Here is a 25,463-nt window from a genome sequence, read left to right as displayed (position 1 = left end):
ACTGATGATCAGAATTGGTATTGACGTCGGCGGCACCAATACGGACGCCGTCATCATGAATGGACCGGACGTGATTGCCGGCGTGAAGTCGGCGACAACAGCAGATGTCATGAGCGGTGTCGTCAACGCGCTGCGTGACGTGCTCGCAGCCTCAGGGATGGAGGCATCCGCGGTCGACTTCGTCATGATCGGCACGACGCATTTCACCAACGCTGTCGTTCAGCGTCGCGATCTCGCCCAGACGGCTGCTGTCCGTCTTGGCCTGCCGGCCACCGCCTCACTGCCGCCGATGGTCGACTGGCCGGAGGATCTGAAGCAGGCAATCGGCAATCATGCCTATCTCGCTCACGGCGGCAATGAATTCGATGGCCGGGTGATCTCGCCGCTTGACGAGGAAGAACTGCTGAAGATTGCCGCCGACATCAAGGCGAAGGACATCGACACGATCGCCATCACGTCCGTCTTCTCGCCTGTGAGCACTGACTTTGAAAAGCGTGCTGGCGAGATCTTCGAAAAGGCTCTTCCAGGCGCTCATATTACGCTGTCCAGCGAGATCGGCCGCATAGGCCTGCTCGAACGCGAGAATGCGGCGATCATGAACGCCTGCCTGCGCGATCTCTCGGCCCATGTGATCGATGCCTTCCGCAAGGCGATCGCGGAGACCGGCATCAAGGGCAAGTTCTTCCTGACGCAGAATGACGGCACGCTGATGGATGCCGCCTTCGCCGAGAAATTCCCAGTCCTGACCTTCGCCTCGGGTCCCACCAATTCCATGCGCGGTGCGGCCTTCCTCTCTGGTGTCAGCGATGCAATCGTCGTCGATATCGGCGGCACGACATCGGATGTCGGCTCCCTGTATAAAGGTTTCCCACGGCAGGCCACGGTCGCCGTCGAAGTGGGTGGCGTGCGCACCAATTTCCGCATGCCCGACGTCTTCTCGATCGGCCTTGGCGGCGGTTCGCATGTCGTCGAAACGGAGAATGGCATCAAGGTCGGTCCGGTGTCGGTCGGCTACCGTATTCAGACGGAAGCGCTCATCTTCGGTGGAAAGACGCTGACAACGACCGATATCACCGTTGCTGCCGGCAACGCGACACTCGGCGATCCTGCCAAGGCTTCCCATCTTCCGGCCGATCTGCTGCAGCGCGTACAGCAAAAGATCCACGACATGCTCGAGGATTGCGTGGAGCGCTCCCGCCTGTCTCCCGATCCCTTGCCTGTCATTGTTGTCGGCGGGGGCTCCATCCTCGTGAATCGGCCGATTGCAGGACTCGAAGTGATCAAACCATCGCATTTCGGCGTCGCCAACGCCGTCGGCGCGGCGATCGCGCAGGTCTCGGGTGAAGTCGACCGGGTCTATGCACTCGCCGAAATGGGACGCGAGAAATCACTCGAAGATGCCAAGAGCCGAGCCATCGAAGCAGCGGTTGCGGCAGGCGCTGCACGCGACTCCATCGAGATCGTCGATGTCGAGGATGTGCCGCTCGCCTATCTGCCGGGCAATGCTACCCGCATCCGCGTCAAGGCTGTGGGAGAGCTCAATGCCCGCTGAAGGTTACCTGCTTAGGGAAGAGGATCTGTTGCCGCTGTCGATCGGTGCCGCCCTGCTCGGTACCGGCGGTGGCGGCAATCCCTATATCGGCATGCTGCGCGCCCGCGAATTGATGCGCAAGGGAGCGCAGGTGCGAGTGATACCGCTGGAGGCGCTTGCGGAGGACAGCTGGGTCGCTGAAGTCGGCGGCATCGGCGCGCCCGTTGTCGGTGTCGAGAAGATCGAGGAAGGCGGCGAATGCTATCGCGCAATGCGCGCGGTCGAGGAGACCGCGGGTGTCAAGGTTTCGGCAGTGATTTCCGCCGAAATCGGCGGCGCCAATTCCATCGAACCGATCATTGCCGCCGCAATGGCCGGACTGCCGGTCGTCGATGGTGATGGCATGGGTCGCGCCTTCCCCGAGGTACAGATGACGACTTACATGATCTACGGCGCACCGGTTTCGCCGGCGGCTATCGCCGATGAGAAGGGCAATGTCGTCGTTTTCAAGGACGTCATCGACATGTTCTGGCTCGAGCGTTTCGCCCGCGACACGGCTGTCGCCATGGGGGCAGGGGCCGGCTTCGCCACCGCGCCGATGCGCGGCGACTTCGTCCGCCGCACCGCCATTCCCGGCACGGTCAGCCAGGCACTGGAAATCGGCCGCACCGTGCTCGATGCCCGCGCCAAGCGTCAGAATGTGGTTGAGCGTGTGATTGAAAGCGCCGGCGCCAAGCTCTTCTTCACCGGCAAGATCGTCGATATCCGCCGTGAACTGAAGGGCGGCTTTGCGCGTGGCCATGCCATCATCGCCGGCACTGGTGACTGGACGGGTGCGGAAGCCCGCATCGCCATCCAGAACGAAAACCTCGTGCTCTGGATCGACGAGAGGCCCGTCATCATGGTGCCAGACCTGATCATGAATCTCGAAATCGATACTGGCGAGCCGATCACCACCGAGATGCTGCGCTATGGCCAGCGCGTCGCCGTCATCGGCCTGCCGGTGCACGATTTGATGAAAACGCCGCGCGCACTCGAAATCGTCGGGCCGAAAGCCTTCGGCTTTCCGGAGCTGACATTCGAGCCGCTGGTTACGCGCGAAATCGCGCGATAGGGGGAATGATGAAGACGTTGAGAACGATCCATGCCGAAGATCTCGAAGACATCGCGATCGGCGGCGCTATTCTCGGCACAGGTGGCGGCGGCGATCCCTATGTCGGCAAGCTGATGGCGCAGGAGGCGATCCGCAAGCATGGCCCGGTCAAGCTTGTCGATGTCGACGAACTGCCTGACGACGCGCTGGTCGTGCCCGTCTGCATGATGGGCGCTCCAACCGTCATGACCGAAAAGCTGCCCCAGGGCGACGAACTGATGAATGCTTTCCGTCAGCTCGAGAAAGTGCTGGGGCGAAAGATCGACGCGGTGCTCTGCGGCGAGGCAGGCGGCATCAATTCGACCACGCCTTTCGTTGTCGCCGCAGCAAGCGGCCTGCCGCTCGTCGATGGTGACGGCATGGGGCGTGCCTATCCGGAACTGCAGATGGAGACCTTTACGCTGCACGGCGTCTCGGCAACGCCGATGGTGCTTTGCGACGACAAGGGCAATTCACTGGTTCTGGAAACAGTGAGCAACGGCTGGACGGAACGTCTGGCGCGTGCCGCAACCGTCGAAATGGGTGGTTCCGCGCTGCTCGCCTTCTATCCGATGAGCGGGGAGGTCGCTAAGAAGGCGGTTGTGCGTGGGACGCTGTCGCTCTGCGTCAACCTCGGCCGCACGCTGCGGGAAACCCGAACAGCACATGCCGATCCCGTGGCTGCCATCACCAGGTTGCTCGGCGCGAGCATCATCTTCCACGGCCGCGTCAAGGATGTCGATCGCCGCACCATCGGTGGCTTTGCCCGGGGCAGTGCGCGTTTCGACGGTCTCGACGAATGGAAGGGCCACGGCTTCAGGCTGGATTTCCAGAACGAATTCCTGATGGCTGAGCGGGATGGCAAGATAATCTGCACGACGCCTGATCTCATCACGCTGCTGGAGGCTGAGACGGGGGCTCCCGTGACCGCAGACTCCTTGCGGTATGGATTGCGCCTCGTGGCGCTCGCCTTCCCGTGTAACCCGCAATGGCAGACACCGGCCGGGATCGCCTTGGTGGGGCCGCGCTACTTCGGTTACGATACGGATTACAAGCCCTACGCGTTCACCTAGGTGTGGGACGGTTTGTTGTGGTGGTTGGAATGTAGCGATGGTTCGAGTGTTCGGCGCGGTTTTGAATGCGCTGAACACCGAAGTCGTGGCACCTTCCGCATGAATACAGACATTTAACTGTATGGCCTGCCTGGCGATCTATGGAATGTCTCTCGACTCCAGTTCCGGGCAGCTTGCCTCGTTTCCGAAGGTGATCTCCTTGCGATCCCCGTTAATGGTCAGCCCTCTGAAGGTCAGCACGTTCTCGTCGCGATAGACGATCTCGCTGCGGTAAATGCCGGCGCGTATTGCTCTGTTCCTGGCCCGACTGACGTTGCACTGCCCGATTGGCGGCGTCACATGCCAATTGGATGTGCCTTGCGTGTCGGTCTGCCAGCCGCCCGCGGAAGCAAGCGTCGAACTGGCAAGCAACGCAAATGCTGAAAGTACAAGTTTGGACGACAATCGAGACTTCACGATGTTACTCCGAGGCAATTCCGCTATGGATGCCTCTGCTATTATCCGAAATTGCTCAATAGATCATCCAACGGCGCCCCAACCGGCTTTGACTTCTCGGCGAATGGTGAACAACCACTCTAACAACATGCTTCCTCTTTAGCCCGGGTCATCCCGACTTATGTTGCTGCTTCGCAGTAGCGGGTTTGGGAGTCTGAGGTTCGGGCTATGGTTTAGGTGCGGCTGTAGTTCCATAAGATAGATTATGCGATCCTCATGTGTAGCCGCAAAGTTGAAGTGTCCTGTTTCTGCAAAGTTGGAATGTCACTCTCCCCGGGTTTTAATGACCTGGGAGATTGCGGATGGGACTGATTGCGATGAGCGAGCGTGATCTGCAGCGGATCGAGATTTTGTCCAAGGTGATGGCCGGCCGGATGACGATGGTGTCGGCTTCGCATGTGCTTGATCTGAGCACGCGCCAGGTCCGCCGTCTTCTGGAGCGGATGCGCACTGACGGCGCAGCATCAATCCGGCACAAGGCGATCGGCCGGCCGTCGAACAACCGGATCAGCGATGGTGTTCGGGATTACGCGGTGACGCTGGTTCGTGAACGCTACGCGGACTTCGGTCCGACGCTGGCGGCCGAGAAGCTTGCCGAGCGTGATGGATTGCGGGTGTCGCGCGAGACATTGCGTGGCTGGATGTCGGAGGCCGGGCTTTGGCTGTCGCGCAAACAGCGTCGAACGTTTCATCAGCCGCGGCTGCGACGCGAGGCCTATGGCGAGCTGGTGCAGATCGATGGGTCCGAGCATCGCTGGTTCGAGGATCGCGGTGACCCGTGCTCGCTGCTGGTCTTTGTCGATGATGCGACTGGTCGATTGATGCAGTTGCGCTTTGTGCGATCGGAAAGCGCCTTCACTTACTTCGAGGCATTGGAGCTCTATCTCGAGCGTCATGGCGCACCGGTTGCCTTCTATTCGGACAAGCATTCGGTGTTCCGGGTGGCGAAGAAGGAAGCCAAGGGTGGCCAGGGCATGACCCAGTTCGGGCGTGCGCTTTGCGAGCTAAGCATCGAGATTCTTTGCGCAAATTCCAGTCAGGCCAAGGGGCGTGTCGAGCGGATGAACCGGACGCTGCAAGATCGGCTGGTCAAGGAGTTGCGGCTGGCCGGGATCTGCAACATGGAGGCAGGCAATGCGTTGTTGCCTGGCTTCATGGAAGACTACAACGCACGCTTTGCGATTGCCCCTGCCCGGCCCGACGATCTGCATCGTCCAATGAATCTTGCACCGGATCGGTTGAAGGAGATCCTGTGCAAACGAGAGCAGCGCTATGTCGGATCGCAGTTGACGTTTTCGTTCGAGCGCAAGCGGATCATGCTGGAGGAGACTGAGGTGACGCGTGGTCTGGTCGGACGCTATGTCGAGACCTATGCCTATGCTGACGGACGCCTGGATGTGCGCTGGAAGGGGTATTGCCTGCCCTACACGGTGTTCGACAAGGATCAGCGAGTGACACATGCGGCGATTACCGAGAACAAGCGGCTTGGCGATGTGCTGGCCTATATCAAGGAACGCCAGGATCAGCCGCAGCCGAAGGTGAAGACCAACAGCGCCAAGAATGGCTATACGCCGCGTGGCCGCAAGCCTGGGCCAAAGACGGATTTCATGAACGATCCGGCGGTGATTATGCGGCGCGCGAAGGCGTTATCGCGACCTGCTGCGGAGTGAATGGTCGATCGGATAGTCTCAAAGCTAAAGCCGAAGGGGTGTGCCTCACCCGCCCCGATCTGATCTTGCAAGCGGGATCAGCCGCTCAGATCGGAGCTAATCGCCGTGCCGTGCCGAAGCGCAAAGTGACATTTTAACTTTGCCAACCAGCGGACATTCCAACTTCCCCGCCACATTGTATGTAGCGGGGTACATTCTATTTTCAAGTGCGACATGCGAATGATGCTAATGGGTTATCAATCGCAAGGAAAATGCAATGAAACGCACCTGCTCCCACATTGGACTGGGCGAACGACGCAAGATTGCTCGCTGGCGAACGGCTGCCTCAGTGCTGCGGTCACCGCAATATGCGATACCCACTTCAATTAAGGGGCGCTTTGTCATCTGAAACAGGCAGTCCGGCGGCCTTCAATCCGGCAAGGAAACGCTCCTGGTCCTCGGTCCGGGCCAGCCGCTTGGCGACTTCTTGCCTGACGTTCGGGATCAGTGCGGGTGACCGAAGCTGGATCCAATCGAGTTGCTCCTCTGCTTCGGCCGTTTTTCCAAGGGTGCCGAGGATGGAGAGCAAGACAAGGCGATGCATCGGATTATAGTTCAAGTCCGACATGCGCGACCAAAGTTCCGCGGCTTGCGTGTCACCCCGCATGAAGGCACAGAGCGCCATCCCGACCTCGTAATAGCCGCGCGGCCCGGCGTTCCTGCTGATGGCCTCGGAAATCAGTTCACAGCCTCTGCTCCATTCTCCCGACATCGACAGACGCAAGCCGTATTCACCCGCCACTTCCGTGTCGTTCGGATTGCTGGCATAGGCGGCCTCGCCGGCGCGCAGGGCTGCGACCATGTCATTGCTGAAAAAGTTGGCCAGCATTAGCGCTTGAAGGGCGCGCGCATTCTTCTGGTCGAGCTGCACGGCGCGTTCGGCAAGCTCCTTTGCAAGATTGAGCGTGGCGGCGGTCGGCTTGGTATTCAATTGATACGGAAAGCGGAACTCATCGAGATGAACCAGCGAAAGGAAGGCAGCAACATTGGAGTCGTCGGGTGTCTTCTCGACGGCCCGCTGCAGACAGGACTTCGCAACCTCATGGGCCTTCACGGTCATCTCGCTGCGATAGCTATAGTAGGACAGAATGCAGGAAAAAGCGTCCGGGCTCCCGGCAATGCTTGCGGTGTCCGCCTTGAACATGACGCCGAACGGCCGCGCTACCGCCGTCGCGATGTGGTCTGCAAGGCTCGCCTGCGTTTTCAGGATGCCCTGCACTTTCATGTCGGCATTATAATTGTTTGCCCAGATGACAACTCCGTCCATCCGTCGCACGAGCCTTGCCGTTGAGCGCACGGTGCTGCCTTCCAAGCGCACGCTTCCCTGGAGAGCATAGAGTGGCTGCGACGCCTGGCCTTCTCGATTGCGCGGCAGGGGAGCGACCACGATAATATCGTTGAAAGGGACAAGCTTTTCGATAATAGCGTCTGTGATACCCCGCGAAATATCGGATGCATGTCCGCCATCAGAGGCGCTTTCAAAATGCTCGACAACGATGGTTGGGCGACTGGTTACTCCCCTCGCCGCCTTGGTTTCCGTGTCGAACAAGCTGGCATGCTGAAGTATCGCTGCCATCGGAACGAGGACGATCCCCACGCCTCCCGCAAGAAGCCAATATCGGAGGCGCCAAAGATACCTGCCCGCCCCATCTCGGTTGGTCGTGCTTCTGATAACATTGACCTGCTCAGTGTTATTTCGTCCGGATATAGGCCGAGGGATTCGTCCGAAGCTTGAGATATCCGCGTGCTCGATATCCTGTTGCACGTCGAAGACCGGTACATAGCCGCCGCGGGGAACCGTGATGATGATCCGGTCAGTGCTGCCGGCGGTCAGGTAATAGTGTTCCAGCTCCCGCCTCAGCCGCCCGGCCTCGATGCGGACACATGGATCCTGCTGGGCATCGAAGTTTGCATCCCTGCCGAAAACAGCCTGTGCTATGGTAAAGGCCTTCAGATACTCGCGACGGCCCGCAAGTGTTTCGTTCACAATAAATTCAAGGAATCGCCCCGCCCGCTCGGGAAGTCGAAACTCCGGGCTGGATAGAATGCGCTCAAGTTGCTGCAGCACCTCCTCCTGCGAAAATGCGCTGCCGCAAGCGCTGTCAACGCCTGCATTTGCCATCGGTTCCCCCGAATCCGATTGATCACAACCTGCAGTATGCAGTCGTCGACGATAGTCCCATGTCGCCATGACGGCAACGAGATTTAGTAGAAACGGCTAATTTAAAGGAAGGATTTCGGAAATCGATCGCATGATCGTTAGGGTGACTACAGCTGGACATAAGCTGGCGTAAAATACCGTATCCTACCGCAATGGACGTGTATTTTACTGCCCTCGTCTTCCCGTGCGCTCTATCATCATCCTCATTCTGGAGGAGCCGGCGATGACATTAAATGGGACGCCCACATCCCAATCTGTGACGAGCACAGAGGACCTGCGGAAACACGCTCTGGAACTCCAGCTTCTGGAAATGGAGCGCAACGAAAAGATCAGGGCACGTGAGGCAAAGAAACATGCCGAATTCGTCGAGGATTTTTTGCGCAAACAGATCGGGGAAACGGAACGCGCCGTCATTAAGCGGCTGGTTACGAAAGCGGCCGCAGACGGTAAATACGAGGCGCTGATCTACAGTTTTCCATCGACTTTCTGCACGGATAGCGGCCGCGCCATCAATAACAACCTGCCCGGCTGGCAGAAGACATTGCAGGGCAAAGCAAAGGCGCTTCTCGAACTGTTCGAGGAGGTCGCCAAACCGCAGGGTTACGGGCTAAAGGCGATGATCATCAATTTTCCCGATGGCATGCCCGGAGATGTGGGCTTCTTCCTCACCTGGGAACCGCCTGTCAACTGACCGGCAACAGCAGGCTTGAGCGAAGGAATATCGAATTGAAAGCGACCGAGATCGAGCGAAAGTTTCTGGTCCGCAACGACAGCTGGCGCGTTTGCGCCGGCGAGCCGCATGTGCTGCAACAGGCCTATCTTTGCCGGCGCGATCAAAACCCTATCCGTGTCCGCCTGATCGATGGGTGCTCGGCGCGCCTAACGATCAAATTTCGTACGCCGGGCCTTGCCCGGGAGGAATATGAGTATGAGACTCCGGTTGAGGAGGCGCGCGATCTCTTGCTCCGGGCGGCAGGCCGAATCATCGAAAAGACCCGCTACCGCGTTCTCCACGATGGCAAGAGTTGGGATGTGGATGTCTTTGCCGGCGCGTATGAGGGACTGACGCTCGCCGAGATCGAAATGGCGAGCGAGGATGAGCAACCGAACCTGCCTCAATGGCTGGGGCGCGAGGTCACGGGCTAGAAGCGATACTCCAACCGCGCGATGGCGGCTGCATTGCGTCTTTCGCCGGCGGCGCAGGACCCTGCCGGCTGAATTCTATTCGCTTACCACGGTCCAACTGGCGTCCGGGTTGAAATCCTTGATCGCCGCCGCGCGCACGTCCGTTTGGGGCCCAAGATCACTCTGGTAGATGACGTTTGCGCCATTGACCATGAATGTCTGTACGCCCGTGACCCTGTATTTGACCGGCCAGGCAATCAGCGCAAAGCCGCCGGTCATATAACCGTTGATGACGTAGCTTTGCTTGCCGCCAAGTACGTTGTCACCCTGAGATGTTAGGATGCGGTAACGGTAGCCGAAATAGCCCTCCCCGCGCTTGGCGGCACCGAAGGCTGCCGTCTCGACGAGCGCGCTTGCCGGACTTTCCTCAGGATAGAGGTTCGGATCCCAATACAACCCGTCAAGCTTGCCAGGACTGCTGATCAATTTCTTTGCGAATTCATAGATGCCGTCGCCGTCGCGATCCTCCGATGCATATTGATACTGGGCCGACACATATTCATGTATGGTGTCGATGGTGGCGAGTTCGTTTTCGCCAATGCGGCGATTGACGATCTCTTCGAGGCCGCGCTCAGTGTTGAAGGACCATTTGCCGTCCTTGCCTTCAGTCAGCGGAAACGGCAACGGCCAGAGCCGATCGCCGATCGCAACAATCCTCATGCCTTCGAAATCCCGCAAGACCGCCTGCCGCTCGGCGCCCTCGCGGATCAATCCGTAAGCGATCATCGCCTCGTTGCTGGAGCGCAGCTTGTCCGCCTTAAGGCCCAGCAGAGCGGCAAGATCGTCGATATTGCTGGAGCCCAGCACCGATTTCAGCTTGTCGAGCGCGAGCTCCGGACTGTCGAATTTCGGTGAGGACGTTGCCGCTTTGTATTCGGCGAGATTTGTCTGCGCTTGCGAAAGCGCCGGCGCAGCTGGCATTGCGCAAAGCGCTGCTGCCAACATGAGCGGAATTATGGTCGATTGGCGTCTCATCATGTAGCTCCCTGAGCTGGAAAGAGGTCTCACCGCCGTCCGCCACCACGGCCGCCACCGCCGCCACGACCGCCGCCACCCTGCGGGCGCGGCCGATGCTGGGCGGGGCGAGCTGACTGGCGATGGGCGCCCATGCTCTGTGCTCCCCGTTTCGAGGCGACAGCTTCACGGCGACCGGACTGGACGTTGCCAAGTGCGCTTGGTTGCCGACCGCGATTGTCGGGTCTGGAGGCCATTTGCGGCTTGTTGGGCTTCTTGACGGATTTCTGCGCAGGCTTGGATGGACGATTGGCTGCTCTCTCCGGACGAGCCTCGGGTCGATTTGCAGCCGTTGGGCGATTTGCGGCCGCCGGCCTATTTCCCGCCGTTGGCCGATTTGCCTGTGGTCTGTCCTTCAGGCCCTGCGCCGTGTTTTTCCGAATATCCTGCGCACGTGCCGCGTTGGCCCGATTGCCGGGCAACTGGCTCGCCTGGATGTCCTTGGCCTTGTTGCGCAGCTGGTTGCGATTATCGCCTTGCAGGCCGGACTTGATCGCCGACCGGTCGATTTTCGCAAGTTGGTCCTTGCTGATGTTCAATTTGCTGCGGTCGACATTGCTCCAGTCGACGTCATTCCACTTCATCTTTCCGTTGAAGTTACGGTCGTTTAGGCAATTGTTGCAGTCAATGTCGATATCGCCATCCCAGTGGCCGCCCCATACGCCCCAGTCATCCCAGTTAACGACGGCCGCCCAGGCAAGGCCGGTCACAGCGCCCGCAAAGAACGCCGCCCCGGGGTAATAATAGTTGTCGTAATAATCGGGATAATAGGAGATCGGCGCCGACACATAACCCGGTTCATACAGCATTTCCGGCGGATACTGCGGGATATAGATCTTCTCCGGATCGGTCGGCCGGATGATGATGTTGTCGTTTTCGGTGACGACCGTGACCTTGTCATCCGTCTTGATAATGTTCTTTTCCACCGCTTCGTCGCGAAGCTGCTGGATGGCGATCAGGACATCCTTCTGCTGATTGGTGAGCGCATCGGCAAGGGACTGGGTCCAGTCGAGATCCTCGCTCATCATCTTGACGATGTCAGGATAATTGAGCAGCGAGATGACGCTGCCGTCCCAATCGCTCTTGGGTTTGAGGTCGGAATTTTTCTTCTTTGCCTCCAGGAAGCGCTGCGCCTCGACGATCTGCAGAGGAAAGAGCGAGGCTGCCGAAATTGCCGCAACCAGCTCATCCGGATAGAGCGCGACCCGCGCTACGAGCACTTCAAGCTCGTCATCGGAAAGAAGCGCGGCTGCGGGCTGCTCGGCGCTCGCCTGCGCGGGAGCCGCCGTTGGTAGAGGGACCTGCGTCTGTGCTCGCGCTGGGAGCACCGGTTGCAACGCGATAATCGCCAGCGCAGAGAATCCACCAAGCAGTTTGCGGGATATTGCTTTCATCACGCACGTAACTCCCTTGGACCATTGAATGATAGATACGCTTACGAAGATTTGGGGCCGGTCTGCGGGAACGGCCTGAGCACCACAATTTTCGACTGGGCAATCGCCTCCCCCATCTCTTTCAACAGGGCATCGACGAGACCCGCATATTCCAGCCGCCGCGCTTCCCGAAGCTCCTCCGGTAAGCGCTCAACGTGCGCCAAAGCCTGTGCCGCAGCAGTGAGATCCTCACACATGCTGTGAAATTGCTCGTTTACATAAAAAAGCCGCTGCACCAGCCGCTTCTGGTCGGGAAAATAAGTCTCAGCCGTCTCCAGGGCGGACAAAAATGTCGAACCTTGTTCTCCCGGCACCATCCCCGCCCCGCTGTCAAATTGCGCTAAGCAGACGAGAAAAAGTATATAGCAGAACGATCGGCAGCAGACGTAAAATACACGATCTTACGTTAGCCGGCTTTCGAAAGCCCACTGGAATCCCAGGCGCGAATGCTGACATGACCGCTGCCTCTTTGATCCAGCCTTTTTACCTTCACACAGAGATGATCTCCGCAAACGGTAGAACTTCCAGTGCTTCAATAGAGCTTACGCGATGCTACGGGCCTCAGCACGAAAACGAGCCTAATATGCCGCTGTCGATAGCGATGAAACGGCTCGGCAAGGCCAGCCCGAAGGGAGCGATCGTGTTTCTCGACTATTTTGCCTCAGGCGTGCTGGTCTTTGTCGTCGTCACCCTTTTCTGCGCGGTGCTCGCAATCGACATTCCTCATCTCATGGCCAAGGCACGAAATCATTCCCATCAGGACGCTATCCATGTCGCCGGATGCGTGAGGCTGTTCACCCTGCATGCAATCAGGCCGTTCCTGTTCGTCTGGGCCACCTTCCGCCGGCAGGATCGCGGCTGGGAGGCGCCGATCGTTTTTCTGCCAGCGATTTGATGCCGGAGAAGCCTGAGGAAGCAAGACGAAGCAATAGGAGTCCGCGGTGATAAGCAGTCTTCCAGTGTTGCGAGGCTTGGCCGGTTTCAACAAGGCCTGGTTCCGGAGCGATATCCCGGCCGGGCTGTCGATCGCCGCCGTCGGCCTGCCGAGCGCGATCGCCTATCCCGCCATTGCTGGCCTGCCTCCCGAGACCGGCATTTATGCGAGTATTGTCGCACCGATCGCCTATGCGATTTTCGGGCCTTCCAGGCTCCTGGTTGTCGGGCCTGATGCTGCGACGATGACTGTGCTTGCGGCGGCGATGGGCACCATCATCATAGCCGAACCCGCAGGGACGGATGTCGACCGGGTGGCCATCGCTTCGGCGCTTGCGCTGGGGGTTGGCATCTGCTGCATCGCCGCGAAGCTGCTGAGGCTCGGTGTCCTCGCAAGCTTCCTCTCCCGTCCGATCCTGGTCGGCTTTTTCGCCGGCGTGTCGCTTTCAATCCTTGTCGGACAGATCGGCCGGTTCACCGGCGTAAAAATCGAATCCGAGGGATTGATCTCACCGCTGGTCGAATTGTTTGCCAAGAGCAACCTGATCCACTGGCCTTCGCTCACTCTCGGGCTTGCGATGTTCGCTTTGCTCTGGATCGTCCGTGGCTTTAATTTGAAAGTTCCAGGCCCGGTTCTGGTCGTCGTCGTCTCGGTCATCCTGTCAGCGATCTTCGACTTTCAGGGCCGTGGCATCGCTGTCGTCGGCGACTTGCCGAGCGGGATGCCGAGCTTTTCCCTGCCGGCATTCTATAAGATGCCGATCGACAAGATCGTGCTCGGCTCGGCCACGATCTTTCTAGTCAGCTTCGGCGCCGGCATCGTAACGGCCCGCAGCTTCGGGTCGCGGACCGGCGAGGAGGTTGATGCCAATCAGGAACTGATCGGACTCGGTGCTGCCAATATCGCGCCCGGCCTTTTCGGTTCGTTTCCGATCAGCGCGTCGGATTCCCGCACTGCCATAAATCTATCGACGGGCGGCGTTTCGCAGCTCGCCGGGCTCGTTTCGGCAGCTACACTGATTGCGGCGCTGGTTTTCCTGAATGGCGCATTGCGGGTTCTTCCGATTCCTGCGCTTGCGGCAATTCTTGTGGCGGCTGCCATCAGCCTCATCGATATTCACGAACTCAAGAAGATCTGGCGTATCAGCCGCATGGAATTCGTCTTCGCGCTCATAGCCATGTGGGGAGCGATCAGCTTCGGCGTTCTCAACGGCGTGATCGTCGCCGTCGCCGCAACCTTCGCCTATCTACTGCGTCAGACCATGTTTCCACGCGACGGCCTGCTTGGCCGCATCGAAGGTCGGCACGGTTTCTTCGATCTTCAGCGCTACCCGGAAGCCCGCCCCGTCCCGGGCGCCGCGGTCTTCGCGGTCCAGGGCAGTATCCTGTTCTATAACGCAGATTATGTCCGTATCCGGCTGATGTCAGTCGCAAAGGCGCTTCCCGCCGACACCAAATGCCTGGTGCTCGACGCCAGCGCCATCACGCAGATCGACAGCACCGGCGCGACTGCGCTCGAAGCCGTCGCCGAAATTCTCGTGACACGGAACATCATCTTCGCATTCGCCGATCTCAGCGATGAGAGCCGCGCCATTCTCGAACGGGCCGGGGTTCTCAAGACTGTTGGAGCGGAGAATATTTTCAATGGCAGAGAAGAAGCCCTGCGGACGCTGATTGGCGATATCGACCAGATCGGCAATGCCGCACCGGCGGGTACTGCCCCTTAATTACAGAAGGAGGGAGACATGGACGAGAATTACGAGGCCAAACTAGCCGATGGTGAAGCATCCAGCACCGGCAAGGGCAAAAAGAAAAAGAAGTCGTGGGATTACGAGAAGGAAATCACCCGGCTGCAGGTGGAACTGGCCCATCTTCAGGCCTGGGTCAAGAAATCCGGTGCACGGATCGTCATCGTCTTCGAGGGGCGCGATGCCGCCGGCAAGGGTGGGATGATCAAGCGCATAACGGAAAGGGTCAGTCCGCGTGTCTTTCGCGTGATCGCCCTGCCCGCGCCGACCGACCGTGAGAAATCGCAGATCTATATGCAGCGCTACATCGCCTATCTGCCGGCCGCCGGCGAAGTCGTGATTTTCGATCGCAGTTGGTATAACCGCGCAGGCGTCGATCGGGTGATGGGCTTTTCCAGTGAGAAAAAAGCGCAGCGCTTCCTCGAGCTGGCGCCGCGTTTCGAGGCTGCAATCGTCGAAAGCGGCGTCATTCTGCTCAAGTATTTTCTGACGGTCAGCGAGGAAGAGCAGGAACGGCGTTTCAGACGCCGGATCGACGATCCGTTGCGGCAATGGAAGCTCAGCCCCATGGATGTCGAATCCTACCAGCGCTGGTGGGACTATACGCGCGTCTATGACGAGATGCTGAGGATGACGGACAGCAACCACGCGCCGTGGTGGATCGTACCTTCCGATGACAAGAAGCGGGCGCGGGTCAACTGCATCTCGCACATCCTGCAATCGATCCCCTATGAGCGCCTGAAATTCGAAGCGCCGGACCTCGGAAAGCGCCAGAAACGCCCATCGGCCTATGTCGAAGATCGCGCTATCCGGCATGTGGTACCCGACACGACGTCATGACGATGGGTCCGGCTAGGCACAGCGGAATGGGTGTAGTCATGGAGCAGGTCAACGATGCGACCCCGCAAAGGAGCAGTGCGGGGCAGATTTCGGTAGAGGCACGCGTCAGCGATCTCGTCCGACTGGGCATCATCGGGCTTTTCGCCTATTGGACCCTGGAGCTTATCGCTCCCTTCGCGTTGATCGTCATCTGGTCAGCCATTCTTGCGGTGGCGCTGTTTCCAATGTTCGATGCACTCTCGCGGCTGATCGGCAACAGGCCAGTGATTGCGGCGGTCGTCGTCGTCGTTGGTTGCCTCGTCCTGATCATCGCGCCGCTCGCCCTGGTCGCGGTCAATTTCGCAGACACTGTGCAGGCTTTGATCAGCAAGGTGTGGACGGGAGAGTTCACCTTGCCTGCAGCACCGCTAGCCATCAAGGAATGGCCCGTCATTGGGGAGCGGCTTCACAATACCTGGAACCAGATTGCCGGCGACATGGCGTCCACCATCATCAAGTTTCAGGCGCCCATTCGCGAGGTGATGGGCGCTGTCGTCGCAAAGCTCGCCTCGATTGGCGGCGGTGTCTTGAGCTTCGTCGCCTCGATCATGCTCTCCGGCCTGTTTCTCACGCGGGCCACACGACTGGCGGCCGCAACGCAGCTGCTGGCAAACCGGATCGCCGGCGAGAAGGGTGTCGGCTTTGCCAGGCTTGCAGGAACGACAGTGCGGAATGTCTCGCGGGGCGTCATCGGCGTCGCCTTCCTGCAGACGCTGCTTTGCGGCTTGTGCTTTGCCTTCTTCGACATTCCGGCACGCGGTGCGCTAACCTTCGCGGTCTTCATGCTCTGCGTGATGCAGCTGGGTCCCGGGCTGGTGCTTCTGCCCATGATCATCTGGGCATGGTTTTCCTGGCCGTCGGCCGTCGCTCTTGTCTTTACCTGTCTCGCGATACCGATCACAGTTGTCGACAACGTCCTGAAGCCCATACTGATGGCGCGCGGTCTCTCGACCCCGATGCCCGTCATCCTGATCGGGGTCATCGGCGGCACGCTCTCGCACGGGCTTCTCGGCCTGTTCCTGGGACCGGTGGTCCTCAGCGTCTTCTATGAATTGTTGCGAGCCTGGGCCTGGCCTGCGACCGCAGCAAGCGGAGCAGGGCATGATCCTGCCACCGGTTTCGACGGACAGGTTCAGCGGTCAGCGCAATAGACGAGAACCTCCCGCTCTATTTCTAGGCAAAGCTGCTCATATTCGGTAATCAGTTTGTCTTCTCCCGGATGCTGGGTTCGGAAACGGTCCAGCGCATCGACGGCAAGATCGTAGGCCTCAAACATTTCCCCCAGCGTCTCGCTGGCTATGCCAACAAGATGATGACGGATGTCGGGAAGTCGGAGCATCAATTTCCTTCGTCCACGCGGCTCATAAAGTAGCTCCGTATATCTGCTCGGACGGTTCGATTGGATCACTTCACACCAGATTGAATTGCGCGATCCCGAGGGTAAGAGCGTAGCCGAACGCGGAATCAAGGTTCCCAGTCGTCGGCATTCAACGCTTTTACAGTGACGGCAGCGACAATGCCGGTCAGCACAATTCCCGCAAAGCCGATCACCAACGACAATATTCGCGACGAAACATGTTTGGGGGTAAAATCGCCGTAGCCGATGGTCAGGCCCGTGACAAAAGTGAAATAGACAGCTTCATCGATGCGCCAATTTTCTATGCGCCAGATTATAAGCCCGGACACGATCATCACCGAGACGATCCCCGACAGGATTGGCCAGATCACACGAAGCTGCCTTGCGAGCGCGACGAAGAACAGGCGCCGCATCTCCCTATGGGTCAATTTATGGTCAGGTTTTAAGGGCACGTCGTTGACCTCCCTGCGGTTCGGGCCAGGGATAAGTGTAGGTTGCGGCACCAAATCTTCCGCCCTAGTTTCACGGGTCTATCTGCTGAGAGGCCATTTCACATACGACAGTTGCCAAAGGCGCGTCCACGACCGCCCCCTCCCCGCAGATGCGCCCCATTACGTTCGGTCGGGCAAAACATACAGCGTCATGGCGAAGATCATATAAACCATCAGCACCAACACGCCGATGAACCATGCCGAGCGCCCGCTATTGGTGACAAACATCGCCGTGATTGTCGCCAGGAAAACCATGACCACGACGCCAGGTGCAAACTGCAGATCCATCGGTGTCGGACCGATCAGATAGCTCAACAATACCAGCACGGGGGCGACAAACAGCGCGATCTGCGACGCGCTGCCGAGGGCAATACCCACGCTCAGGTCGAGGCGGTTCTTGCGCGCACCGGAAAATGCCGAAGCCATTTCGGCGGCGCCGCCGACCAATGCGACGACGATGAAGCCGACAAAGGCAGGCGTCATCCCGAAAACCTTGGCTGCCTCCTGCACGGACTCGACGAAGATCTCGCTGACCAGCGCGACCAGTATCGTGACACCGGCAAGTGTGGCGAGAGCCATGCCAATCGGCCACGGCGGTTCTTCCGCCTGGGCGTGCTCGGCGGCGGCAAAGGACTCGCGATGTGTTTTGAGCGTGAACAGCAGCCCCAGCCCATATCCGACGATGAGGAGGATCGCTAGGCCGAAGCTGAGCTTTTGGATGACGGCCGTCGCCGACGCTGAATCCATCGAAGCAACCGCAGACGGCATCAGCAACCCGACCGTGGCGAGGAAGAGCAGGCCCGCCTGAAGGCGCGCATTGGCGCGGTTGAACTCCTGCGTGTGATGCTTGAGGCCGCCGAGCAAAAAGGATGCGCCCAGCATGAACAGCGTGTTCGTGACTATCGCACCGGCGACGGATGATTTTACCAGCGTATATTGTCCGGCACGCAGGGCAGTCAGCGCTATGACGAGCTCCGTCAGGTTTCCAAGCGTGGCATTGAGCAGCCCGCCGGCGGCATCGCCCGTTTTTGCCGCAACGGATTCGGTCGCGTGGCTGAGGAGACCGGCGAGCGGTATCACCGCAAGCACCGACAGGATGAAAAGCAGAGTATGAGCCTGGGGGGCGGCGCTGGCAGCGACAAAGACCACGGGTACCGCGACGAGCAGCCACAGCATTGGATTGTTACGAATTTCTTTCCAAAGGAGGCTCACCCCACCACTCCCATCCTGTAACCTGAATCCATATTCGTCGCTTCGGCACACAGACGGGGTACAGGTCAGATTGACCTGCACCGGAGAGCGCCGCTCTCTTCGACCGTCGATGATCGGTCGCAATGCGCAGCGCTATTCCGGCAGCGCCGTCTGTCGGAAGAATGTCACGGTCGCTTCATCCGGCGGCCCGAACCAAGTGGTGAAGAATGTCCGGAAATCCTGCGCGGCATAGGCTTGGCTCAGCGCGCGATCGACAGCAAGGCGGAAGTCTTCGTCGCCGCGCGCCAGCTCGAGACCTAGCGGTTCGTACGTGAAGTGGCGCTGCAGAACGATGAGGTTGCCGGAATTGTCGCTGCGGGCGGCGGCATCCATGAGGATCGGCATGTCACCGAAGAGCACCGCCGAACTGCCGTCCAGCACGCGTTCGATCCCCTGCTGGTAGTTATTGACGGGCGTCACCGTTGCAGAGAGCTGGAAAGTCTTGATCCTGTCGGTCAGCCAGCCTTCGCTGGTCGTGCCCGCAATCGAGGAGAAGGTCTTGTGCTCCAGGATCGTGCGGGCCGGTGAACCGCGCCAGACGGGACGGCTCGACGGTTCGCCATATTGCAGCACTTCGCGTAGCGCCAGCGGAGAGCTCGCGCTGAGGAGCGCGCCGGTACCGCTCGGGAAGATAGGGATGGAGAACGAGACCTGCTGCCTGCGCGTCAGCGTCACCGGTTCCGCGCCGCAGACAAGGTCCGCCGCGCCGCTCTCTATGGCTTGCGTTTTGGCGTCGCCCGACAGGGAAACCCATTCCACATCGAGCTTTGACAGGTTTAGCTGTGCTCGCAGGCTATCGGCAATTTTGTTGCAGAGGGCAACAGCGTAGCCGTCGGGCTTGCCCTGTTCGGCGTTGAAGGAAAATGGCCTGGCATCCGCATCGTAGCCGAGCTTCAACGCACTGTTTGTTCTGACGCGGTCAAGCGTCTGCGCCCACGCGGGTGTGCTGATAGCAGCCGTCGCGGTGAGGACAGAGACGGCAATGACCGTCCAACGACCATTTCTTCTTGACATGTCTGGTCCTCCCTCCGTTACTTGGTCGGCGCCCCGCTCACGCCATTGGCGAAACGCGGAGCGATCAGGCCGTAAATGATGAAACCAATACCTGTGACGATCATACCGCCGAGCACGGCGTCCTTGCCGGAGGCGTAGATGGCAAACACGCTATAGGCCATGCCGATAAGTGCGATCGTAGCGTTCAGCCGGTATTTCGCCTGAGGCACACGGGCCGTCTTCATCATGACGAACAGCGCCGACAGAGCGATGATGTAAGGCAGCACATTGGTGACAACAGCGAGGTTGACGAGCGCGGAAAACTGCTCGCTCAGCGTCGGCGATATGGTCATCAGGGCAAGACAGGTCTGCAGGATGCCAAGAATGATCATGCCGCGCACAGGCGCTCCCATTTCGTTCACGCGCGAGAATATCGATGGGAACATCCGCTCATCGGCAGCGGTTTTCGCTGTCTGGGCGATCGTAAACTGCCAGCCAAGCAGCGAGCCGAGGCAGGCCAATACCGCCAGCGCCATGACGATCGAACCGATCGTCGAATTGAACATGGTGGCATAGGCGAGCGCAAACGGCCCTGTGGAGGTGGCGAGATCCGCATTCGGCACGATGCCCTGAATGACCGTCGTCGACAGGATGTAGATGACAGCAGCACCCAGCGTGCCGAACATGCAGGCAAGCGGCACGTCGCGCTTCGGGTTTTCGACGGCATCAGAATTCTGTGCGGCAGACTCCATGCCTAGGAAGGCCCAGAGCGTCAGCGAGATGCTCGATCCCATCCCTTGCCCCAGCGTCAGCCCTTTCGGATTCCAGGCTGCGGCAAAGGTGCTGGAACTGAACCAAAGCCAGCCGATGATCGACAGCAGACCAACGGGAAGGATGACACCCCAGACCGTGATGGAGCCGATGCGGCCGGTGATGCGCGGACCACCGAAATTGGCGGCCGTGGTCAGCCACAGGAGCACGATCAGCGCCAGGCAGGTCATGATGGGTGTCGAGGTCAGCACCGGAAAGAACCCCGCCAGATAACCGACGGCTGAAATGCCGATCGCCACGTTGCCGACGGCAAGTGAGAGGAAATAGAGGAAGAACACCATGAAGTAGCCGTCCTTCCCATAGGCATCTTCCGCATAGGCGGACATGCCCCCGGGGCGCTGATTGAACAGCCCGGCCTGAGCGAAGCCATAGGCGATTGCCATCGAGCCGATGGCGGTCACGAGCCAGGAAAGGAGCGAGATTGCACCGACCTGCGCCATGTTGGCGGGCAGCATGATGATGCCCGATCCCATCATGTTGACAGCAACGATGAAGGTGAGTTGCACGAGGTTCATCTTCTTCTTGGCTGTAGCGTCAGTTGCAAGATGCATCGTGTTGTCTGTCATGATGAAATCCTCCCCAACCCCTACTCGCGCACGACATATGTGTGGAATTTGATCCGCCCATCGATCCGCTCCTGGAACACGCCCTGGACCTCGTAATTGAAGCCCGGAAACCGGTTGAAGGATTCTTCGAAGGCCAGGAAATAGTCCCGCATCGGCTGCGCTCTGTCGTCCCAGCGCTCGCCTGGCACGATCACGCCGATGCCGGGCGGATAGATCAGTGCCAACGTCGCGGAAATGCGGCCGGCGGCCTCCGTCAGCGGCACATAGTCGACATTGTTGGCGACCAGCGCCTCATAGGCCCGCTTAGGGGCGATTGCCGGCTCCGGGAAGCTCTCGGAGCGGAAGCAAAGGCGCTGCAGTTCCTTGACGCCGGCCTCTCGGTAAAAGGAATGCATCTCCAGGCAGACCTGACGGACCGTATAACCGGCATAGCGCTCGCGGTTGGCCGCATATACGGTCGGCAGCACTTCCTGCAGCGGCGCGTCGCGGTCCCACAAGTTCTTGAACTTGACGAGCTTGGCAACGAGCGTGTTCAGCTTGCTTTCGTCCTCGGCCGGGGTCAGCAGGAAGAGGAGACTGTTCAAGTCGCATTTTTCCGGCACGACCCGCTGTTCGCGCAGATAGTTGGCGACGACAGTCGCCGGGATACCGAATTCGCGATAGCCGCCAGTCTTCCGGTCAATGCCGGGTGTGAGTATTGTGAGCTTGTTGGGGTCGACCATGGTGTAGCCGGGCGCATAGCCTGCATAACCATGCCATTTTGCCTCCGGATCGAACCGCCAGCATTGCTGCTCGCGTTTCAGTATCTGCGTTGGGACATCTTCCCATCTGGTGTCGGCGAGATCGCTGGTATGTTTCGAGCCTGAAACCGAGACCCTGTCTGGAACAAAGGGATCGAAGAACCACTGTTCTTCTGGGCTTGCTGCTTTGGTCTCGTAATGATCCACGAAGCCGCGCAGCTTCTTGCGCACCTCGATCCCGAGTTCGATGCAGCGGTCCCAGAGCATCTCACCGGCCTTGCCCTCATGCACCTTGGCGTTGACATCGAGGGAGGCGAAAAGCGGATAGAAGGGAGAGGTCGAGACATGCATCAGCAGTGATTCGTTGAAACGCTTATGTTCGACGAACCTGCGCTGGCCGCTGATGTGTTCGTCCCGCTTGTGGATCTGCGATGCCTGGGAGAAGCCTGCGCCTTGCTTATGAACCGACTGGGTGGAAAACAGCCCCGGCATATCGGCCGACAAATCCTTCAGCCGCATCGGGCTGTGGCCCTCGAAGAGCGGGTGGAAGGCGTTGTAGCCGATCCAGGCCTCATCCCAGAGCACGTAGTCGCAGAGATGGCCGATCTTCTCCATCACTTGGCTGACATTGTAGATCGTGCCGTCATAGGTCGCGAGCTGGATGCAGGCCAGGCGGAAAGGTCGTTCCGCATGCGCACGGCTTTTGTCGCCGACGAGCGGATGTTCCTCTATTTTCTGCCGCAGCCAGGCCTCGTCCCAGGCCGCCCAGTCGACCGCGCCGATCATGCCGAAGGAATTGCGGGCGGTCGGCAGATAGATCGGGATAGCGCCAGCCTGTACAAGGGCGCCCTGATGCAGGGATTTGTGATTGTTGCGGTCGAAGAGCACGAGATCGCCGCTGTGCAGCACCGCATTGGCAACGACCTTGTTGGAGGTGCTCGTTCCGTTCAGGATGAAATAGGTCCTGTCAGCGCCGAAGATGCGGGCCGCCTGTTTCTGTGCTTCGACGGCAGGGCCTTCATGTATCAGGAGATCGCCGAGATCGACATCCGCGTTGCAGAGGTCGTTGCGGAAAATGCTCTCCCCGAAATACTTGAAGAAGAGCTGTCCGGCCGGGGACTTTCGATAGAACTGACCGCCCTGATGCCCCGGGCAATCGAAGGCGATGTTCGCCTCGCCGTCATAGGCCATCATGCCGCCGAAGAATGGCGGCAAGAGCGACTTGCCGTAGTTGACCGCGCTGGAAACGATCTGCTTGGCATAGAAGGTCGGCGTCTGCTGGCCGAGATAGACGAAGCCATCCACTTCGCCGGCCATCTCGACGACATCCATATCCGCAATCGTCAGGGTATCCGCCATCGCCCATATCGGCGTGCGAAAGCCTATGTCCCTGACGGAACGAAGAAAGCTGCGAGCCGCTGGCAGCTTGCCGCCCTCGACCGAGCCGATATAGGCGCCGACATCTGCATCTTCCGATACGTCGGCCGAATAGTCGTCGCGCAACTCCACTTCGAAGCCTTGGGCAGTGATCTGTGACACCAGCGCCTGAGCCTGAGAATTATCGCGATCTATGACGGCGACGATCTTCAGCATCTTGTGAAACGGTATGGCAACCGTCGGAGACTTCACGTCGCGCGGGATCATTGCTGCCCCTCCCCTGCGATGCAATCGACAAGATAGCGACGTCCGCCGTCACTGGGCGCGAAGCGAAGCCCGTGAATATCGGTTTCGAAGCCGGGGAACTTGCTGTCGAAGTCACGGGCGTAGAGCAGGTAGTCCTGGATGGACTTCGTCGACTGCGTGATCCGCTCGCCTGGCATGATCAGCGGGATTCCGGGCGGATAGGGAACGATCATGACAGCGAGGATGCGATCCATGAGATTGTCGATCTCGACACTCTCGATCCCGCCCTTGACCAGTCGATCGTAAGCGTCGGCGGGCCGCAATGCCATTTCGGGCAGGACGGTGTACATCTCACGCTGCGCCTTCGGCACATCGTCCTTGCGATAGATCGCATGAATTTTCTCGCAGAGATCTTTCAGCCCCATGCCGGCATAGGCTTCCGGATGGGCAGCTGCCAGCGCCGGCAGCGCCCGGGTCAGTGGCGCGTTGGCGTCATAGAGATCCTTGAAATTGAGCAGCTCGGTGACGAGCGTGCTCCACTTGCCGCGGGTAATACCCATGGAGAAGAGCACGAGAAACGAATAGAGGCCGGTCTTTTCGATCTCGATGCGTCGAGATGACAGGAACTTAGTAATGACGGCGGCCGGTATGCCATGTTCGTCCATGACGCCGCTTGCCGAGAGGCCCGGCGACAAGATGGTAACCTTGATCGGGTCAACCATGACATGATTTTCGGCAAGCCCGGTAAAGCCATGCCAGGCATCATCCGGCTTCAGAACCCAGTCGGCATGGGTATCGCTCGGGGTCTGCTCGGCAACCGTCGGCTCCCAGACGTCGAACCACCAACTGCCCTCTGTTTGTTTTCTAAACCGCATTCATCGCCCGGCGGAAGCTGATCGCCTCGTCGATCGTCTCCTGCACCAGGGCACGTCCGGCCGGCTGCTCCATCATGGCAGCCGCGACATCGCAGGAGGCAATGATGCCATATTGCGGCGAGGTCGAGGTGTGCATCATGAAGGCTTCGTTGAAGCGCGTGCTGTCGAGACGCTTGTTCTCGGCATGCTGGATATGGATCATCGATGCTTGAGAAAGGGCGGCCAGCAGCTTGTGAGTCGACTGCGTTGCAAAGGTGATGGCGTTTTGCGAGCGCGCGGGTTGGTTCGACGAAATTCCGTGGAAGCCATCGTAGAATTCGTGGAAATTGGCATAAGCATACCAGGCCTCGTCGAAGTGCAGCACCTCGACCGCGTCACCCAGCGACGCCTTGATCGCATCGACATTGTAGCAGAGCCCGTCATAGGTCGAGTTGGTGATGACCATCAGCCGGACCTTGCCGCTCGTCTGCCCTGCAAAAGGACTTGCGGCGACTTTGCTGGCGATTGCCTCAGGCGTGAACTGGTCCTTCGAGATCGGACCGATAATGCCGAGCCCGTTGCGAGACGGCGTCAGATAGATGGGCGTTGCACCCGTCATGATGAGAGAGTGCAGGATCGACTTGTGGCAGTTGCGGTCGCAGAGCACGAGATCACCGCGCCCGACCATGCCATGCCAGACGATCTTGTTTGCGGTCGAAGTGCCGCCAACGACGAACAGGGTCTCATCCGTGCCGAATATTCGCGCCGCATTTCGCTCACCCTCGGCGATAGGACCGACATGATCGAGAAGCGAGCCAACGCTGCCTACCGATACGGAAATATCGGAGCGCAGCGTGTTCTCGCCGAAGAACGTGTAGAAGAGCTGGCCGACCGGGCTTTTGCGGAAAGCGACACCGCCGCCGTGGCCGGGTGTATGCCAGGAATAGGCGCCTTCCAGCGTATAATCTATCAGCGCCTTGAACATCGGCGGCGGCAGCCGGTCGAGATAGTTGCGGGCGGCCTGCGCGATGGCGCGCGCCATGAATTCCGCCGAATCCTCGAATAGCCGGAAAAAGGCATTGGCGTGGCGCAGCACGGAGGCTGGAACGTCTTCGGCGGTTGTATCGTCGCCGAAGAGGAAGATCGGCAGTCGGTCATTTCTTTGCCGTTTCGCGGCCAGGACCTCTCCCAGCACCTGCCAGCGCGTGGCCTTGTCCTCGGCTCCGTCCACGGAGACCAGCCAGCAGGATTCGGTGTTGAAGACATGGACCAGACGACGAGCGTCCTCGTAGGAAACGCCGGAGACGATCCGGAATCCTTCTCTCTCAATGGCTCCGGCGAGATCGCGCATGCCACGGCCGGCGGCGCTCTTGCCGTCAAAATCCTCGTCGATAACAGCGATCGGAAATGCCGTCTGGAAATCCATGCGTTCCTCCAGAACCCTGATGTCAAAGGCAGCGGCCG

The 25,463-nt window shown here is 59.4% G+C and carries 19 protein-coding genes and 3 pseudogenes; 10 read left to right on the top strand and 12 right to left on the bottom strand.

The window, feature by feature from the left end:
* Positions 1–4 precede the first annotated feature (4 nt).
* The 3 genes from J2X71_RS33130 to J2X71_RS33120 are packed head-to-tail and all read left to right on the top strand — an operon-like array spanning position 5 to position 3,736.
* Positions 5–1,552: a hydantoinase/oxoprolinase family protein gene (locus tag J2X71_RS33130; protein WP_310389095.1), complete on the top strand. Its 1,548-nt coding sequence runs from the start codon at positions 5–7 to the stop codon at positions 1,550–1,552.
* Entirely contained in the window at positions 1,542–2,645 is a 1,104-nt protein-coding gene (locus J2X71_RS33125) for a DUF917 domain-containing protein (RefSeq protein WP_310389093.1), read from the top strand. Before J2X71_RS33130 ends, J2X71_RS33125 begins: the two co-directional genes overlap by 11 nt.
* 5 nt (positions 2,646–2,650) lie before the next feature.
* A complete protein-coding gene (locus tag J2X71_RS33120) occupies positions 2,651–3,736 on the top strand; it encodes a DUF917 domain-containing protein (RefSeq protein WP_310389092.1) in 1,086 nt (361 codons plus the stop codon).
* 138 nt (positions 3,737–3,874) lie between these two features.
* Here J2X71_RS33120 and J2X71_RS33115 read toward each other — a convergent pair whose 3' ends face one another.
* On the bottom strand, positions 3,875–4,192 hold the full coding sequence (locus tag J2X71_RS33115; protein WP_007823507.1) for a hypothetical protein: 318 nt from the start codon (positions 4,190–4,192) through the stop codon (positions 3,875–3,877).
* A 341-nt stretch (positions 4,193–4,533) separates the two neighbouring features.
* Between J2X71_RS33115 and J2X71_RS33110 the strand changes: the two genes are divergently transcribed.
* Complete coding sequence (locus J2X71_RS33110) at positions 4,534–5,901, top strand: ISNCY family transposase (RefSeq protein WP_222350584.1); 1,368 nt, start codon at positions 4,534–4,536, stop codon at positions 5,899–5,901.
* 361 nt (positions 5,902–6,262) lie between these two features.
* On the opposite strand, the gene J2X71_RS33105 is transcribed toward J2X71_RS33110, so the two are convergent.
* Positions 6,263–8,062 (bottom strand): hypothetical protein, encoded by a 1,800-nt coding sequence (locus J2X71_RS33105; protein ID WP_310389087.1) that lies wholly within the window; start codon positions 8,060–8,062, stop codon positions 6,263–6,265.
* A 262-nt stretch (positions 8,063–8,324) separates the two neighbouring features.
* Between J2X71_RS33105 and J2X71_RS33100 the strand changes: the two genes are divergently transcribed.
* Entirely contained in the window at positions 8,325–8,792 is a 468-nt protein-coding gene (locus J2X71_RS33100) for a hypothetical protein (RefSeq protein ID WP_310389085.1), read from the top strand.
* Positions 8,793–8,827: 35 nt separating this feature from the next.
* Positions 8,828–9,244 (top strand): annotated as a pseudogene (locus J2X71_RS33095) (CYTH domain-containing protein); the annotation flags it as partial.
* Positions 9,245–9,322: 78 nt separating this feature from the next.
* Here the strand turns inward: J2X71_RS33095 and J2X71_RS33090 are convergent.
* Genes J2X71_RS33090 through J2X71_RS33080 form a run of 3 tightly spaced genes read right to left on the bottom strand, consistent with a single transcriptional unit; the run spans position 9,323 to position 12,050 of the window.
* The gene (locus J2X71_RS33090) at positions 9,323–10,261 is read right to left on the bottom strand and encodes a DUF2950 family protein (protein WP_310389176.1); all 939 of its coding nucleotides are present in this window, start codon (positions 10,259–10,261) and stop codon (positions 9,323–9,325) included.
* A gap of 29 nt (positions 10,262–10,290) precedes the next feature.
* Positions 10,291–11,694, bottom strand: a complete 1,404-nt coding sequence (locus J2X71_RS33085; protein WP_310389174.1) for a DUF3300 domain-containing protein — start codon at positions 11,692–11,694, stop codon at positions 10,291–10,293.
* A gap of 41 nt (positions 11,695–11,735) precedes the next feature.
* The gene (locus J2X71_RS33080; RefSeq protein ID WP_113319977.1) at positions 11,736–12,050 is read right to left on the bottom strand and encodes a hypothetical protein; all 315 of its coding nucleotides are present in this window, start codon (positions 12,048–12,050) and stop codon (positions 11,736–11,738) included.
* A gap of 323 nt (positions 12,051–12,373) precedes the next feature.
* Between J2X71_RS33080 and J2X71_RS33075 the strand changes: the two are divergent.
* The 4 genes and pseudogenes from J2X71_RS33075 to J2X71_RS33060 all read left to right on the top strand — a co-directional run.
* Positions 12,374–12,595: pseudogene (locus J2X71_RS33075) on the top strand (DUF3302 domain-containing protein); the annotation flags it as partial.
* Between the two features lie 79 nt (positions 12,596–12,674).
* The gene (locus J2X71_RS33070; RefSeq protein ID WP_310389082.1) at positions 12,675–14,393 is read left to right on the top strand and encodes a SulP family inorganic anion transporter; all 1,719 of its coding nucleotides are present in this window, start codon (positions 12,675–12,677) and stop codon (positions 14,391–14,393) included.
* A gap of 18 nt (positions 14,394–14,411) precedes the next feature.
* Positions 14,412–15,254: a polyphosphate kinase 2 gene (gene ppk2, locus J2X71_RS33065; protein ID WP_310389080.1), complete on the top strand. Its 843-nt coding sequence runs from the start codon at positions 14,412–14,414 to the stop codon at positions 15,252–15,254.
* A gap of 38 nt (positions 15,255–15,292) precedes the next feature.
* On the top strand, positions 15,293–16,444 hold the full coding sequence (locus J2X71_RS33060; RefSeq protein ID WP_405049781.1) for an AI-2E family transporter: 1,152 nt from the start codon (positions 15,293–15,295) through the stop codon (positions 16,442–16,444).
* On the opposite strand, the gene J2X71_RS33055 is transcribed toward J2X71_RS33060, so the two are convergent.
* From J2X71_RS33055 to J2X71_RS33025, 7 genes and pseudogenes are all read right to left on the bottom strand, one after another.
* On the bottom strand, positions 16,426–16,632 hold the full coding sequence (locus J2X71_RS33055) for a hypothetical protein (RefSeq protein WP_310389076.1): 207 nt from the start codon (positions 16,630–16,632) through the stop codon (positions 16,426–16,428). The two genes, J2X71_RS33060 and J2X71_RS33055, sit on opposite strands and share 19 nt — an antisense overlap.
* Before the next feature lie 125 nt (positions 16,633–16,757).
* A complete protein-coding gene (locus tag J2X71_RS33050; protein ID WP_310389172.1) occupies positions 16,758–17,063 on the bottom strand; it encodes a potassium channel family protein in 306 nt (101 codons plus the stop codon).
* 198 nt (positions 17,064–17,261) lie between these two features.
* A complete protein-coding gene (gene cax, locus J2X71_RS33045) occupies positions 17,262–18,353 on the bottom strand; it encodes a calcium/proton exchanger (protein ID WP_310389170.1) in 1,092 nt (363 codons plus the stop codon).
* A gap of 132 nt (positions 18,354–18,485) precedes the next feature.
* A complete protein-coding gene (locus tag J2X71_RS33040; RefSeq protein WP_310389074.1) occupies positions 18,486–19,406 on the bottom strand; it encodes an amino acid ABC transporter substrate-binding protein in 921 nt (306 codons plus the stop codon).
* A 17-nt stretch (positions 19,407–19,423) separates the two neighbouring features.
* A complete protein-coding gene (gene potE / locus J2X71_RS33035; protein ID WP_310389072.1) occupies positions 19,424–20,782 on the bottom strand; it encodes a putrescine-ornithine antiporter in 1,359 nt (452 codons plus the stop codon).
* A gap of 20 nt (positions 20,783–20,802) precedes the next feature.
* On the bottom strand, positions 20,803–23,166 hold the full coding sequence (gene speC / locus J2X71_RS33030; protein ID WP_310389070.1) for an ornithine decarboxylase: 2,364 nt from the start codon (positions 23,164–23,166) through the stop codon (positions 20,803–20,805).
* Positions 23,163–25,425: pseudogene (locus J2X71_RS33025) on the bottom strand (Orn/Lys/Arg decarboxylase N-terminal domain-containing protein). Before J2X71_RS33025 ends, speC begins: the two are co-directional and overlap by 4 nt.
* Positions 25,426–25,463: the final 38 nt, after the last annotated feature.

Source organism: Rhizobium sp. 1399, from assembly GCF_031455475.1.
GTDB lineage: Bacteria > Pseudomonadota > Alphaproteobacteria > Rhizobiales > Rhizobiaceae > Rhizobium.
The sequence above is the reverse complement of the archived record's forward strand: the minus strand, read 5'-3'. Positions and strand labels throughout refer to the sequence as shown.